Below are 14,488 nucleotides of genomic sequence, written 5' to 3' on the forward strand. Positions count from 1 at the left end.
CGATGACGACCATGCGCGCCGCCGTGCTCACTGCCCCGAAACGCTTCGAGGTTCGGGAGGTCGCCTTGCCGATCGTCGGACCGGACGATGTGCTCGTCCGGGTCACGCGCACGGGCATCTGCGGTACGGACATTCATATCTTCAACGGCCACTACGCGGCTGACCGGCTTCCGCTCGTCCCAGGACACGAGTTCTGCGGAACGATCGCCGAGCTTGGCGCCAACGTCCGCCATCTTGCGGCCGGAGCACGCGTGGTGGTCGATATCAACATCGGCTGCGGCAGCTGCTATTGGTGCCGTCGCAATGAGGTTCTGAACTGCGCCGAGGTTACGCAGGTCGGTATCGGTCGGGACGGCGCCTTTGCCGAATATGTAGCGGTTCCGGCGCGACTGGCGATCCCGGTTCAGGCTGATATCGCCGATGCGGTGCTTGCGCTCACGGAGCCGGTCGCCTGCGTCGTTCGCGCGGCGCGTAAGGCGCAGGCGACGTTCGGCCAATCGGTCCTCGTCTTCGGCGCCGGACCGATCGGAAACCTGCATGTGCAGATGATGCGCCTTGTCGGCGCGGCGCCGATCATTGTCGCCGACCTTTCGCCAGACCGTTGCCGCATGGCGATCGAGGCCGGGGCGGATGCGGCGGTGTCGGATCCAACCGCACTGAAAGCCGTGGTTCACAAGATGACCGGCGGACGCGGGGCGGATCTCGTGATCGAGAGCGTCGGCAACCGGAAGCTCTACGAACAGGCATTCGATCTTGCGCGACGCGGCGGCCATGTCGCCTTTTTCGGCATCACCCCGCCCGGAGAGACCGTAGCTCTCGACAGCCTGCGAACGGTGTTGGAAGAAGGGAGCCTCAAAGGTTCTGTTGCCGGGATGGGCGAGGATATGCACGACGCACTCACGCTTCTGTCGCATGGCCGGTTCCGCACGCAGGATTTCACCAAGGCAAGCTATCCGCTGGAGGCCATTCAGGAAGCCTTCGAGACGATCGGCGAGCGGCCGCAACACCTGAAGACCCAGATCGCCATCGCGGCGTAAACTATCGAAGTGGAGGTACCAGATGGACCAGACGAAGACGTTTCTTGCTCCCCCGTCCGCAGCGCGCAGCTTCGGGTTCTTTATCGACGGGCAGTGGAAAGAAGGGACCGACCACTTCGAACGCGCCTCGCCAGGCCATGGTACGCCGGTCACGCGCACCGTTCGCTGCACGATCGATGATCTGAACGCGGCGGTAGCTGCGGCGCGCAATGCCTTCGAGGACCGCCGCTGGTCCGGGCTTTCCGGGGCTGCGCGCGCCGGCGTTCTCTTGCGCGTCGCCGAAATCCTGCGTCACCGCCGGGACGAGATCGCCTATTGGGAGACGCTCGAAAACGGCAAGCCGATCTCGCAGGCGCGCGGCGAGATCGATCATTGCATTGCCTGCTTCGAGGTCGGTGCCGGCGCCGCCCGCCTCCTGCACGGCGACAGCTTCAATTCGCTCGGTGACGACCTGTTCGGTATGGTGCTGCGCGAGCCGATCGGTGTCATCGGCCTGATCACGCCCTGGAACTTTCCGTTCCTGATCCTGTGCGAGCGCGTGCCTTTTATCCTGGCGTCCGGCTGCACCATGGTGGTGAAGCCGTCTGAAGTCACCTCCGTGACCACGCTGCTTCTGGCCGAGGTTTTGGCCGAAGCCGGCCTGCCTGCCGGCGTCTACAATGTCGTCACCGGTTCCGGCCGCTCGATCGGGCAGGCGCTTGCCGAACATCCTGACGTCGACATGCTTTCCTTCACGGGATCGACGGCCGTTGGGCGCTCCTGCGTCCACGCTGCCGCCGACAGCAACTTCAAGAAGCTGGGCCTCGAGCTCGGTGGCAAAAACCCCATCATTGTCTTTGCCGACTCCGACCTTGAGGATGCCGCTGACGGCGCCGCTTTCGGCATCAGCTTCAACACCGGACAATGCTGCGTTTCGTCGTCGCGCCTGATCGTCGAGCGTTCTGTCGCGGCGGAGTTCGAAAAACTCCTGGTCGAGAAGATGAAAAAGATCCGGGTCGGCGATCCCCTGGACGAAGGCACCCAGGTGGGCGCCATTACCACTGAGGCCCAGAACGCCACGATCCTGGACTATATCGCCAAGGGCAAGGCGGCAGGCGCCAAGCTTCTCACTGGGGGCGAGACGATCGATCTTGGCCACGGCCAGTACATCGCACCGACGCTTTTCTCCGATGTTTCCCGCGACATGGCGATTGCCCGCGACGAGATTTTCGGCCCGGTTCTGTGCTCCATGCATTTCGACACGGTCGAGGAAGCCATCCAGCTCGCCAATGATACGGTCTACGGCCTGGCGGCGAGCGTGTGGACGAAGAACATCGACAAGGCGCTGACTGTGACACGGAAAGTGCGTGCCGGCCGCTTTTGGGTCAACACGATCATGGCGGGTGGCCCTGAGATGCCGCTCGGTGGTTTCAAGCAGTCCGGTTGGGGCCGTGAGGCCGGCGTCTACGGGGTTGAGGAGTATACGCAGGTGAAGTCCGTTCACGTCGAGATCGGCAAGCGTTCGCATTGGATTGCATGATGTCGCAAGGCTATGATTATGTGATCGTCGGAGGCGGTTCCTCCGGTTGCGTATTGGCGGCGCGACTGTCTGAAAATCCGTCGGCGCGCGTCTGCCTCATCGAGGCCGGCGGGCGCGACAGTCATCCGCTGATCCACATGCCCGTCGGCTTTGCCAAGATGACCGCCGGTCCGTTGACCTGGGGACTGAAGACCGCGCCCCAGAAACACGCCAACAACCGTGAAATCCTCTACGCCCAGGCAAAGGTGCTCGGCGGTGGCTCCTCGATCAATGCGGAGGTGTTCACGCGTGGGCATCCTGGTGATTACGACCGCTGGGTCGAGGAGGGCGCGGAGGGCTGGGGCTTCAAGGATATCCAGAAGTACTTCCTGCGCTCCGAGGGCAATACGATCCTCTCGGGCACATGGCACGGAACGGACGGCCCGCTCGGTGTGTCGAACATTCCCGAGCCGCAGCGCATGACGCGCGCCTTCGTACAAAGCTGCCAGGAACTCGGCATACCCTACAATCCTGATTTCAATGGTCCGCTCCAGGAAGGATCTGGCGTCTACCAGACAACAACCCGGAACAACCGCCGTTGCTCTGCAGCGGTCGGTTATCTCAGGCCGGCCCTGAAGCGCAAGAACCTCACGGTCATCACCGGGGCGCTCGTGCTGCGTGTCGTCTTCGAAGGGCGACGCGCCGTCGGCGTTGACTATCAGGTCGATGGCAAGCGGATGACCGCGCGCGCCGACACCGAGGTGCTCTTGACCTCAGGTGCGATCGGCACGCCGAAGCTGATGATGCTTTCGGGCGTTGGTCCTGCCGCGGCACTTCGCAGCCACGGCATCGATGTGATCCAGGATCTGGCCGGCGTGGGCGAAAACCTGCAAGACCATTTCGGCGTCGATATCGTCGCGGAGTTGAAGGATCACGACAGCCTCGACAAGTACAACAAGCTGCATTGGTCGATCTGGGCGGGTCTTCAATACACACTGTTTAACTCCGGCCCAATCACCTCCAACGTGGTTGAGGGCGGGGCATTCTGGTACGGCGACAAGACGAGTCCCTATCCGGATCTGCAGTTCCATTTCCTTGCCGGCGCCGGCGCGGAAGCCGGCGTACCCAGTGTGCCAAAGGGTTCCTCCGGCATTACGCTCAATTCCTACACGCTGCGCCCGAAGTCGCGTGGGACTGTCACTCTTCGCTCAGCGGACCCGCGCGATCTTCCGATCATCGATCCGAACTTCCTTGCCGACCCCGAAGACGTGAAGATCTCGGTCGAAGGCGTCAAGATCAGTCAGGAGATCTTCGCTCAGCCTTCGCTGGAGAAGTACATCAAGATCAGGCACTTCCCGAGCCGGGATGTCCGCACGGAAGCGGACTACATCGCCTATACCCGCCAGTACGGTCGCACATCCTATCATCCGACGTGCACGTGCAAGATGGGGCGCGACGAGATGTCGGTGGTCGATCCGCACCTGCGCGTGCACGGGCTTGACGGCATCCGCATCTGCGACAGTTCCACCATGCCGAGCCTTGTCGGGTCCAACACCAACGCGGCAACGATCATGATCGGGGAAAAGGCCGCAGACATGATCCGCGGCAATGCCTGAGCAGGCTGGCCGATCGTAAAAAAAGGGCGGCTCGTGGGCCGCCCTTTTTCTGTCAGTCCCATTCAGGAACCCAGGGAAGTTGTCCTGGTTTGATGATGCGGTAACCGGTGGCCGTCAGCGCGTCGATCCTTTGCATGTCGATTGACGAGAGAGTGAAATCCATGATCTCGAAGTTCGCGCGGATGTTTGCCGGCTTGGTGGACATGGTATTGAGCGGAACGCCTTTCTGGATAATCCAGCGCAGCGCCACCTGCGCCGCGGACTTGCCGTAGGTCTCGCCGATCTCGGAAAAAAGGCCGTGTTTGAAGATCTCTCCACGGGCGATCGACGCATAAGAGGTGATCGGGATTCCTGTTTCCGCGGCGGCCGCGAGCAGTTTCTCCTGGTTGAGTAGCGGGTGGAATTCCACCTGATTGGTCACGAGCGGAACATCGACGATGGACCGCGCTTCCCGCATCATGGCCGCCGTGTAGTTCGACACGCCGACAGATCTCGTCAGCCCTCGTTCCAGCGCGGATCGAAGCATGCGCAGCGAGGGGGCGATCTCTCCGTTGGCCGGCGGCCAGTGCAAGAGAAGAACATCGACGCAATCGGTCTTCAGGGCTCGAAGGCTCGTCTCGACCGAGGGGAGAAACGTCTCGTCCGTGTAGTTGTCCGGATGCACTTTCGTGGTGATGCAGAGTTCAGAACGGGGAACGCCGCATTCCGCCAGTGCTTCGCCGGTGTCAGCCTCGTTCCCATACATCTGCGCCGTATCGAAGGCACGATAGCCGACGTCGATAGCGGCCTCGATCGCTCGTCGCAGTTCGTCCCCCTTCAGCGGGTACGTGCCAAAGCCGCGCTGAAAGCTCTTCTGGAAGTAGATGTTCATGCCTCCCCCTTGGTCGATTGCCGAGCTGGCGTCGAATGCCGGTCATTCGAAAATCGCGCCGGCCGGCTTGTCTTGTCGCGAATTAACATATAACTAGTTAGTTACTTCAGGCAATGAAAAACGGAGGATCAGGCGATGAAGAAGGTGAAGAGCGCGCAGGAGGCGGTGCGGCTCATCAAGGATGGCTCGGTCGTCGCCGTGAACTCTTCGTCCGGCCTTTGCTGCCCCGATGCGGTGTTGAAAGCGCTCGGCGAGCGCTTTGACAGCGAAGGCCATCCCCGTGGCCTCACCTCCATTCACCCGATCGCCGCCGGCGACTTTTTCGGGACGCGCGGCGTCGATCACATCGCCAAGCCCGGAATGCTGGTGAAGATCATCGGCGGCTCCTATCCCTCCGGGCCAAGCAACGCCGAGCCGCCGCTCATCTGGCAAATGATCCTGAAGGAGGAACTCGCCGCCTTTAACGTGCCCTCCGGCATCGTCTTCGACATGCTGCGTGAAGGTGCTGCCAAGCGTCCGGGCGTGCTGACGAAGGTGGGGATGGAGACCTTCGTCGATCCCCAACAGGATGGCTGTGCCATGAATGACCGGGCGCGGGCTGAACCGATCGTCAAGCGCGTGTCGTTCGAGGGCGAGGACTGGCTGCATTTTCCGGCCATCCGCCCCGATGTGGCGATCATTCGCGCAACGACCGCCGATGAGAAGGGCAACCTGACCTTCGAACAGGAAGGGGCGACGCTCGGCGCGATGGAAATGGCACTGGCAGCCCGCAATTCCGGCGGTCTTGTGATCGCTCAGGTCAAGCGCGTGGCGGCAAGTGGCACCCTTCGTCCCCACGATGTGCGCGTGCCCGGCATCCTCGTCGACATCATCGTTGAGGCGCCGGATCAGCTGCAGACGACGGCAACGCCCTACGACCCGGCGATCTCGGGCGAGCTCTTCCGGCCGCTCGAGACGTTTCGCACGCCGGCGCTGGACGTCGGCAAGGTGATTGCTCGACGTGTGGCGCAGGAGCTCGAGGATGGCTGGGCAGTCAACATTGGCTTCGGCATATCAGCCAACGTGCCACGGATACTCATCGAGGAAGGGCATCACGGCAAGGTCACCTGGGTGATCGAACAGGGCGCTGTCGGCGGTGTTCCATTGCTCGACTTCAAGTTCGGCTGTGCATCCAACGCCGAGGCCTTCGTCGCCTCGCCGCATCAGTTCTGTTACTTCCAGGCGGGCGGATTTGACTGCTCGCTGCTGTCCTTCCTGGAAATCGACGCCGAGGGCTCGGTCAATGTCAGCCGTCTCGCAGCCACCCCGCACCGCACCGCCGGCGCCGGCGGCTTCGTCGACATCACGTCGCGCGCAAAGAAGATCGTGTTCTCCGGCAATTTCAATGCCGGCGCCAAGATGCGCGTCGACGATGGCCGGCTGGTGATCGACAAGGAGGGGCGCATCGCCAAGTTCGTGCCGAAGGTCGATCAGGTGAGTTTCTCCGGCAAGCGCGCCCGCGCTCAAGGGCAAGACATCAGCTACGTCACGGAGCGCTGCGTCATCCGTCTCGACAGCGAGGGGCTCGTTGTCACCGAAGTTGCGCCGGGTCTCGACCTTCAACGGGACGTGCTTGATCAGGCGGCAACGCCCCTTCGGGTTTCAAAGACGCTGAAGCGGATGGATGGCGCCCTGTTCCGGCCCGAAGCCATGGGGCTTTCGCTGTGAGTGATGCGCGGATTGAACTGGTCGTCACTGATCGCATCGCGCGGCTGACGCTCCGTCGTCCGGAGAAGCTGAATGCGATCGATGCGGATATGGTGGACGCGCTTTTACAGGCCTGTCGCACCATCGAGCGTTCAGACGCGGTCGTGGCCATCCTCTCTGGCGAGGGCGAGAGATCATTTTGTGCAGGTGGTGACATCGACGCATGGAGCAGTCTCGATGCCGACAGGTTCTCCCGTCGCTGGCTGCGTGATGGCCACGACGCCTTCGATGCGCTGGCGCGCCTTTCCGTGCCGCTGATCGCCGTCTTGAACGGGCATGCACTCGGCGGCGGATTGGAACTCGCCGCCTGTGCCGACCTGCGCATAGCCGAGGCGCATGTGAAGATTGGCCAGCCGGAGCCGGGGCTTGGCATCATCCCCGGATGGTCGGGCACGCAACGCGCCTCGCGCCGGTTCGGAGCCCAGCTGGTGCGACGCATGGCGCTTTTCGGCGAGGTCTACGGTGCCGGGGAGGCGCTGTCGCTCGGGCTTGTCGACAGGGTGGTTGTAAAAGGCGAGGGGCTTGCCGCTGCACAAGTCGCTGCCGAGCGGGTGCTGCAACGTTCGCCGCGGGCGACGGAACTCACCAAGATGCTGATCAATGCGGCCGAGGGTGAAGAGAGCGAACGCGTGGTTGAGGCGCTTGCTGGCGCGGTGGCAGCAGCCTCGAGCGATCTAATGGAGGGGCTTGCGGCCTACCGTCAGAAGCGTTCGCCAAAGTTCAACCGATAGGTCGGCGCCGTTCTCCCGGTGACCCGGCCCTTGATGGCGGTGTGTCATGAAATCTGACGATAAAGAATTCCTCGCAGACCTCTTTCGCGCTGCGATCGAGGCTGCGGACCCGGGAAATGCCCTGCGCGCCCATCTCCCGAGCCAGCCACGCGGACGGACCGTCGTCATTGGGGCGGGCAAGGGGGCGGCCCAGCTCGCCGCCGCTTTCGAAAGGCTCTGGCGCGGTCCGCTCGAAGGCGTTGTCGTCACGCGCTATGGTTATGCCGTCCCGTGCAGGCGTATCCGCGTACTTGAGGCCTCCCATCCCGTGCCCGATGCAGCCGGATTGCAGGCAACAGATGCGCTTTTCGAGGCTGTGCGCGATCTTACCGAAGATGACCTTGTCGTTGCGTTGATCTGCGGTGGCGGTTCGGCCCTGCTGCCGTCTCCGCCGGGCCAGCTCACGCTGGAAGAGGAGGTGCTATTCAACCAGACCCTGCTTGCAAGTGGCGCGCCGATCTCTGTCATGAACGCCATCCGCAAACAGGTCTCGGGTATCAAGGGCGGTCGTCTTGCGGCCGCCTGCCATCCGGCAAAGGTCGTCACCTTGGTGGTGTCGGACGTGCCGGGTGACGATCCGGCGCAGGTTGCCAGCGGGCCGACCATCCCGGACATGACGGATCGCGCGCTGGCGCGGAACCTGGTTAAGACCTGGGGCATTGCCCTTCCGGCGCGGGTTGCCGCGTGGCTGGAGGGCAACGAAGGTCTGGCGCCTCTCCCAGGCGATCCGGTCTTTACGAGGAACGAGGTCCGGGTGATCGCGTCTGCGAACCTCTCGCTGGAGGCCGCCGCCGCCCGCGCTGCGTCACTTGGCGTTCCCGCGGTCATCCTCTCCGATTCGATCGAAGGGGAGGCCCGCGATGTCGCGCGCGTTCACGCGGCCATTGCGCGTGAAGTCGCCGGTCGCGGCCGGCCGTTCTCGCGCCCTGTCGTCATTCTTTCGGGTGGAGAAACCACCGTCACGATCAAAGGCGGCGGCAAGGGTGGGCGCAACACGGAGTTTCTGCTTTCCCTCGCTGTTGCGGCCGACGGGATCGGCTTCTCCGCAATCGCCGCCGATACCGATGGCATCGATGGCTCGGAAGACAATGCCGGCGCCTTTGCCGACGGGCAGAGCATGGCGCGCTTGCGCAACCTGGGGTGCGATCCTTCGGCCCTGCTTGCCGACAATGACGCCTGGACGGCCTTCCATCATCTCGGCGACCTGTTCGTTCCCGGGCCGACCGGAACCAACGTCAACGACTTCAGGGCAATCCTGATCCGCTAACCCGCGCCGTTGCCGGCGCGGGTTCGGCGTTGCTCAGGCCGGAACGGGCGCATCGTCGCGCAGGAGGCCCTTGTGCTTCAGGTCCGCCCAGAAATCTGTCGGGATCGGATGCGAGAACCAGGCCAGGTTCTGCTCCAGCTGTTCGATCGTGCGCGTACCCGCCATGAAGGATGGAACGGCGGGATGGGCGACAACAAACTGCAGCGCGGCTGCGGCCAGCGGCACGTTATAGGCAGCGCAGACGGCTTCGATCCTTGCAACTTTTTCAAGGATTTCGCGCGGTGCCGGCGCATAGTTGTACTTCGCACCTTCCCTGGCGCCGGTCGCGAGGATCCCTGAATTAAAGCCGCCGCCCACGACAACGGCGGCGCCGCGCTCCTGGCAGAGCGGCAGAAAGCTATCAAGCGCATCCTGTTCGAGTAGCGTATAGCGCCCCGCCAGCAGGAAGCAGTCGAAGTCGCGACGCAGCAACGCTTGCTCGCAGACCTGCCATTCATTGACGCCCACACCGATGGCCTTCACGACCTTCTCGGCTCGCAATCTTTCCAGCGCCCGCCAGGCGCCGTCCATCGCCTGCTCGAACACTTCAGGTTGCTCGCTGCCGCGCGTGAAGGCGTCGATATCGTGGATGAAACACATGTCCATGCGCTCCAGTCCCAGTCGTTGCAAGCTGTCCTCGAAAGCCCGCATCGTCCCGTCGTAGCTGTAGTCAAAATGCATCGTGAAAGGTGCGGCATTCGTCCAGGGGGCAAAATCGATCGTGTCGCGCCGCGCCGGGCGCAAACGCCGGCCCACCTTGGAGGCGAGCACGAAGTCGTCACGTTCCTTCCAGCGCAGCGCATGACCCGTGCGCAGCTCGGCGAGGCCATGGCCATACATCGGGGCGGTGTCGAAGAAGCGGACGCCGGCCTCCCAGGCGCGCGCGAACATTGCTTCCGAGGTCGCCTCGTCGATCTCGCGAAAGATGTTGCCGAGGGGTGCCGTTCCGAAGCCGAAGGCGGTCACCTCCAGCTCCGTCCTTCCGAATTTTCTCTTTTGCCCAGGGTGCATGTTTTCCTCCATAAGTAACTGAATGGTGAATAGTATGCATGGCCCTAAACGGCTGTGCAAGCAGCATCCTTTTCGGCCTCCAAGTTTTTCGTCTTGACGACATCCGGCTTCAGAATATATGTAACTAGATAGTTACTAGAGATGAGGCGAGGCAGATGTATCTCACCGAAACGCAGGAGCAGGTGCGCGACATGGCGCGTGCCTTTGCCGACGAAATGATCCGCCCGATGGCAGAGGAGCTCGACCGCGAGGAGCGCTTCCCGGTGGGGCTTTACGATGAAATGGCAAAGCTCGGCCTTTTTGGCATCGGCGTGCCGGAAGAACTCGGCGGGCCGGGGTTCGATACGCTCACTTACGCGCTTGTCATGGAGGAGCTGAGCCGCGGCTACGCATCCGTCGCCGACCAGTGCGGCCTGATCGAGCTCATCTCGACCTTGCTCGTCCGCCACGGGACCGAAAGCCAGCAGGCGATGTTGCCGGATATCCTCGGCATGCGCGCCAAGGTCGCCTATTGCATCACCGAGCCGGAAGCCGGCACTGACGTTTCGGGCATCCGCACCACGGCAGAGCGTGATGGCAACGGCTGGCGGCTCAATGGCGGCAAGATCTGGATCCACAACGCGCCGGTCGCTGACTACGGCTTCGTACTGGCCAGGACCGACAAGGAAGCGGGAAACCGCGGCATGTCGATCTTCATCGTCGACCTGCACGCCGCGGGTGTCGAAAAGGGGCCCAAGGAACACAAGATGGGACAGCGGGCGAGCCAGGTCGGCGCGCTGAATTTCGACGACGTCAAGCTTTCGGCCGACGCTCTCTTGGGCACGGAAGGCCGCGGCTTCCACATGATGATGTCGGTGCTCGACAAGGGTAGGGTCGGCATCGCGGCGCTCGCCGTCGGTATCGCCCAGGCGGGGCTCGAAGCGGCGCTCGACTATGCCGGGACACGCAAGCAGTTCGGCAAGGCCATCGCTGATTTCCAGGGTGTGCAGTGGCTCCTTGCCGACATGGCGAAGGACATCGAGGCTGCCCGTCTGCTCGTCCATTCGGCCGCTTCCAAGATCGATAGCGGCGCCGACGCCACCAAGGCCTGTTCGATCGCCAAGTGCTTTGCCGGTGATGTGGCCGTGCAGCGGACGGCCGATGCAGTGCAGGTCTTTGGCGGCTCCGGCTACATTCGCGGGTTCGAAGTCGAACGCCTCTACCGCGATGCGAAAATCACGCAGATCTATGAGGGCACGAACCAGATCCAGCGCATGATCATCGCGCGCGAACTCCTGAAGAAGGGCGCACGGGCATGACCGGGTCCGAGCCTCGCCCCGTCGCACTGGTGACCGGTTCCTCGCGCGGGATCGGGCTTGCCGCCGCAGAAGCCCTGGCGCGGGAAGGATTTGCGGTCGCGCTCAACGGACTGCCGGATGATGCCGAACTGCCGTCAGCAGTCGAGCGGATCGCCGCTTACGGTGTCCCGGTCATGGCTGCGGCCTTCGATGTCAGCGCGATTGCCGGCCACGATAGCGCGCTCGCAGCGATTGAAGCCGAACTGGGCCAGATCACGACGCTCGTCAACAATGCGGGTGTCGGCGTTCTCAGGCGCGGCGACATGCTGGAGGTGTCGGAGGAAAGCTGGGATCGCTGCTTCGCCGTCAACACCAAGGGCATGTTCTTTCTGAGCCAGGCCTTTGCCCGGCGTCTTGTCGCCCGTAGCAAGGGCGCGCTCTTCCATTCGATCATCAATGTCACCTCGTCGAATGCCGTCGCGGTGGCCGAGCAGCGGTCGGAGTACTGCGCGTCGAAGGCGGCAGCCGCGATGGTCTCCAAGACGCTAGCCGTCCGGCTTGGACGGGAAGATGTCGCCGTCTACGACGTCCAGCCTGGTCTGATCGCCACGGAGATGACCGCACCCGTCATCGACGCCTATCGCGAGCGGGCGGAGGAGGGGCTCACGCTCTTCCCGCGCGTCGGAAGGCCCGAGGAAGTCGGTGCCCTGATCGCATCGCTTGCGGCGGGGCGTCTTCCCTACACCACCGGAATGACGATCCCGGCTGACGCCGGCATGCTCGTCCCGCGCTTTTGAGGTCCCCATGAAAATCGCGCTTCCCGATACTGATGGACGCCTGTCCGACTATGCCCTCATCGGCACGCCGATCGCGGCTGCGACACTTGGCAGGAACCCGGCGCGTGTCGTCTATTCCGCGGCTCACGTGGTCGCCGACCCGTTCACAGCCAGCGATCCGTCCGGCCGCGCCGCCGTCGACTGGGAAAAAACCATGGAGTTCCGCCGCTATCTCGCGGGCCTCGGGCTCGGCATCGCCGAGGCGATGGATACGGCGCAGCGCGGCATAGGCCTCGACTGGCCGGGCGCTCTGGAACTGATCCGCCGCACGCGGGAAGAACTGCCGGACGCCGTCGTCGCCAATGGCTGCGGCACTGATCATCTCGACCCGGCGACCGTCACCAGTATCGAAGATGTTCGGAGAGCCTATCTGGAACAGGTCGAGGCGATCCAGAAGGTCGGCGGGCGACTTATCCTCATGGCGTCTCGTGCCCTGGTGCGGGTCGCTGAGCGACCGGACGATTACGTCAAGGTCTACTCCGATGTGCTAGCCGCCTGTGACGCGCCTGTGATCCTGCACTGGCTGGGCGAGATGTTCGATCCGCAGCTCGCCGGCTATTGGGGCAGCAGGGATTTCGACCCGGCGATGCAGACCGCGCTTGCCGTCATCAACGCAGATGCAGCCAAGGTCGACGGCATAAAAATCTCCCTTCTCGACAAGGAGAAGGAAATCGTCATGCGCCGCCTGCTGCCTGCCGGCGTTAAGATGTACACGGGTGACGACTTCAACTATCCCGAACTGATCGAGGGCGACAGCGAAGGATTCTCGCATGCCTTGCTCGGTATATTCGACCCCCTGGCCCCGGCTGCGGCTTACGCGGTGGAGAGACTTGGCGAAGGGGATCGCGCAGGCTTTCGCGCAACGCTTGATCCGACCGTGCCGCTTGCGCGGCTGATCTTCCGGGCACCGACGCAGTACTACAAGACCGGCGTCGTCTTCCTTGCATGGCTGAACGGCTTTCAGGATCACTTCGTGATGTTGAATGGCGCGCAGGCCATGCGGCCGCTGCCTTACTTCGTCGAGCTGTTCAGGCTCGCTGACCAATGCGGGCTCTTGCGCGATCCGGCGCTTGCCGTGGATCGGATGAAGAAGCTGCTTGCGCTCTATGGAGCGTAGCCATGCGTGATTTCACCACCGACCATTCCGCCCTGGCGCTGAACACCGCCAGCCTCGGGCACAACCTCGATGGCCATGGGGCGGGCTGGTCGCCCGAGCGCGTTATCGACGCCTGTGCGGAACGTGGCTTCGGCTCGATCGTCTTCTGGCGCCGCGAGATCGGCTCGCGCGCGATTGAAATCGGCGAACGAGCGCGGGCAAGCGGCCTCTCGATTGCCGGTCTCTGCCGCACACCGTTTCTCGTCGGTGCGGAAGCTGTCGATCGACAAAGCGTCATCGACGAGGCGAAGGCCGCGATCGACATGGCCGCGGGACTTGGAGCATCGGTGCTGACGATCGTCGTCGGCGGCGTGCATCCGGGAACCAAGGGCACGGGAGAGAGCCTGAAGATCGTCGCCGATCGTGTCGGCGAGATCGCGCCCTATGCCGCCGGCCGAAACGTCAATCTGGCACTCGAGCCGCTCAATCCTGTTTATGCGGGGAACCGGTCCTGCCTGACGACGCTGCGCGATGCCGTCGATATTTGTGATGTGGTCGGGGCGACCAATCTCGGCGTCGCCATAGACGTCTACCATGTGTGGTGGGACAGCGAGATCCAAGCCCAGTTGCAGCGCGCGGGCGCCGAGCGGATCTTCGGCTATCACCTCTGCGACTGGCTCGCCGACACGCGCGACGTGCTTCTCGATCGCGGCATGATGGGCGATGGGGTCGCTGACCTGAAGTCGCTGCGACGGAGCGTCGAAGACGCGGGTTATGCGGGTCCCTGCGAGGTCGAGATCTTTTCCGCAAACAACTGGTGGAAGCGGGACCCGAGCGAAGTCCTCGACGTGATGGTCGAACGCTTCCGCACAATCTGCTGACGATTTGGCTGCTGACGATTTGGGAGGCAAACATGAAGATCCTGGTCACCGTCAAGCGGGTCGTTGACTACAACGTCAAGATCCGCGTGAAGGCAGACGGTTCGGGCGTCGAACTTGCGAACGTGAAGATGTCGATGAACCCCTTCGACGAAATCTCGGTCGAAGAGGCGCTCAGGCTGAAGGAAGCCGGCAAGGCTGAGGAAGTCGTCGTCGTTTCCGTTGGTNAAGCGGGTCGTTGACTACAACGTCAAGATCCGCGTGAAGGCAGACGGTTCGGGCGTCGAACTTGCGAACGTGAAGATGTCGATGAACCCCTTCGACGAAATCTCGGTCGAAGAAGCGCTCAGGCTGAAGGAAGCCGGCAAGGCTGAGGAAGTCGTCGTCGTTTCCGTTGGTCCGGCCAAGGCCGAAGAGACGCTGCGCACCGCGCTCGCCATGGGGGCGGACCGCGCCATCCTGGTTGAGACCGAAGACCAGGTCGAGCCGCTCGCTGTCGCCAAGATCGTCAAGGGTGTGGCCGAGGCTGAACAGCCGGGCCTGATC

General features: G+C 63.1%; 13 protein-coding genes and 1 pseudogene. 12 read left to right on the forward strand and 2 right to left on the reverse strand.

What is annotated here, in order from left to right; translation table 11 throughout:
* The first annotated feature begins 2 nt into the window (after positions 1 to 2).
* Genes ASD01_RS12045 through ASD01_RS12055 form a run of 3 tightly spaced genes read left to right on the forward strand, consistent with a single transcriptional unit; the run spans position 3 to position 4,151 of the window.
* Positions 3 to 1,037, forward strand: a complete 1,035-nt coding sequence (locus ASD01_RS12045; protein ID WP_060644042.1) for a zinc-dependent alcohol dehydrogenase — start codon at positions 3 to 5, stop codon at positions 1,035 to 1,037.
* 22 nt (positions 1,038 to 1,059) lie between these two features.
* Complete coding sequence (locus ASD01_RS12050; RefSeq protein WP_060644043.1) at positions 1,060 to 2,556, forward strand: aldehyde dehydrogenase family protein; 1,497 nt, start codon at positions 1,060 to 1,062, stop codon at positions 2,554 to 2,556.
* A complete protein-coding gene (locus ASD01_RS12055; protein ID WP_060644050.1) occupies positions 2,556 to 4,151 on the forward strand; it encodes a GMC family oxidoreductase in 1,596 nt (531 codons plus the stop codon). The genes ASD01_RS12050 and ASD01_RS12055 overlap by 1 nt, the downstream gene beginning before the upstream one ends.
* Before the next feature lie 52 nt (positions 4,152 to 4,203).
* On the opposite strand, the gene ASD01_RS12060 is transcribed toward ASD01_RS12055, so the two are convergent.
* Positions 4,204 to 5,022, reverse strand: coding sequence for an aldo/keto reductase (locus tag ASD01_RS12060; RefSeq protein ID WP_060520398.1), 819 nt, complete (start codon positions 5,020 to 5,022; stop codon positions 4,204 to 4,206).
* A gap of 135 nt (positions 5,023 to 5,157) precedes the next feature.
* Here ASD01_RS12060 and ASD01_RS12065 point away from each other — a divergent pair, with 135 nt between their 5' ends.
* The 3 genes from ASD01_RS12065 to ASD01_RS12075 are packed head-to-tail and all read left to right on the forward strand — an operon-like array spanning position 5,158 to position 8,805.
* Positions 5,158 to 6,729: an acyl CoA:acetate/3-ketoacid CoA transferase gene (locus ASD01_RS12065; RefSeq protein WP_060644044.1), complete on the forward strand. Its 1,572-nt coding sequence runs from the start codon at positions 5,158 to 5,160 to the stop codon at positions 6,727 to 6,729.
* Positions 6,726 to 7,499 (forward strand): enoyl-CoA hydratase/isomerase family protein, encoded by a 774-nt coding sequence (locus ASD01_RS12070; RefSeq protein ID WP_060528843.1) that lies wholly within the window; start codon positions 6,726 to 6,728, stop codon positions 7,497 to 7,499. The genes ASD01_RS12065 and ASD01_RS12070 overlap by 4 nt, the downstream gene beginning before the upstream one ends.
* A gap of 46 nt (positions 7,500 to 7,545) precedes the next feature.
* On the forward strand, positions 7,546 to 8,805 hold the full coding sequence (locus tag ASD01_RS12075) for a glycerate kinase type-2 family protein (protein WP_060528844.1): 1,260 nt from the start codon (positions 7,546 to 7,548) through the stop codon (positions 8,803 to 8,805).
* Positions 8,806 to 8,838: 33 nt separating this feature from the next.
* Here the strand turns inward: ASD01_RS12075 and ASD01_RS12080 are convergent, their stop codons facing one another.
* The gene (locus ASD01_RS12080; RefSeq protein ID WP_034801575.1) at positions 8,839 to 9,855 is read right to left on the reverse strand and encodes an aldo/keto reductase; all 1,017 of its coding nucleotides are present in this window, start codon (positions 9,853 to 9,855) and stop codon (positions 8,839 to 8,841) included.
* Between the two features lie 155 nt (positions 9,856 to 10,010).
* Here ASD01_RS12080 and ASD01_RS12085 point away from each other — a divergent pair, with 155 nt between their 5' ends.
* The 6 genes and pseudogenes from ASD01_RS12085 to ASD01_RS12110 all read left to right on the forward strand — a co-directional run.
* Positions 10,011 to 11,153 (forward strand): acyl-CoA dehydrogenase family protein, encoded by a 1,143-nt coding sequence (locus ASD01_RS12085; RefSeq protein ID WP_060528846.1) that lies wholly within the window; start codon positions 10,011 to 10,013, stop codon positions 11,151 to 11,153.
* Entirely contained in the window at positions 11,150 to 11,929 is a 780-nt protein-coding gene (locus ASD01_RS12090) for a 3-ketoacyl-ACP reductase (RefSeq protein WP_060528847.1), read from the forward strand. The genes ASD01_RS12085 and ASD01_RS12090 overlap by 4 nt, the downstream gene beginning before the upstream one ends.
* Positions 11,930 to 11,936: 7 nt before the next feature.
* Positions 11,937 to 13,085: a dihydrodipicolinate synthase family protein gene (locus ASD01_RS12095; RefSeq protein WP_060644045.1), complete on the forward strand. Its 1,149-nt coding sequence runs from the start codon at positions 11,937 to 11,939 to the stop codon at positions 13,083 to 13,085.
* A 2-nt stretch (positions 13,086 to 13,087) separates the two neighbouring features.
* The gene (locus ASD01_RS12100; RefSeq protein ID WP_060644046.1) at positions 13,088 to 13,945 is read left to right on the forward strand and encodes a sugar phosphate isomerase/epimerase family protein; all 858 of its coding nucleotides are present in this window, start codon (positions 13,088 to 13,090) and stop codon (positions 13,943 to 13,945) included.
* A gap of 32 nt (positions 13,946 to 13,977) precedes the next feature.
* The coding region (locus tag ASD01_RS12105) for an electron transfer flavoprotein subunit beta/FixA family protein (RefSeq protein WP_458574496.1) at positions 13,978 to 14,169 on the forward strand (192 nt) is incomplete at its 3' end.
* Position 14,170: 1 nt separating this feature from the next.
* Positions 14,171 to 14,488, forward strand: a pseudogene (locus tag ASD01_RS12110) (electron transfer flavoprotein subunit beta/FixA family protein); the annotation flags it as partial.

This window comes from Ensifer sp. Root423 (assembly GCF_001426275.1).
GTDB classification, from domain to species: domain Bacteria; phylum Pseudomonadota; class Alphaproteobacteria; order Rhizobiales; family Rhizobiaceae; genus Ensifer; species Ensifer adhaerens.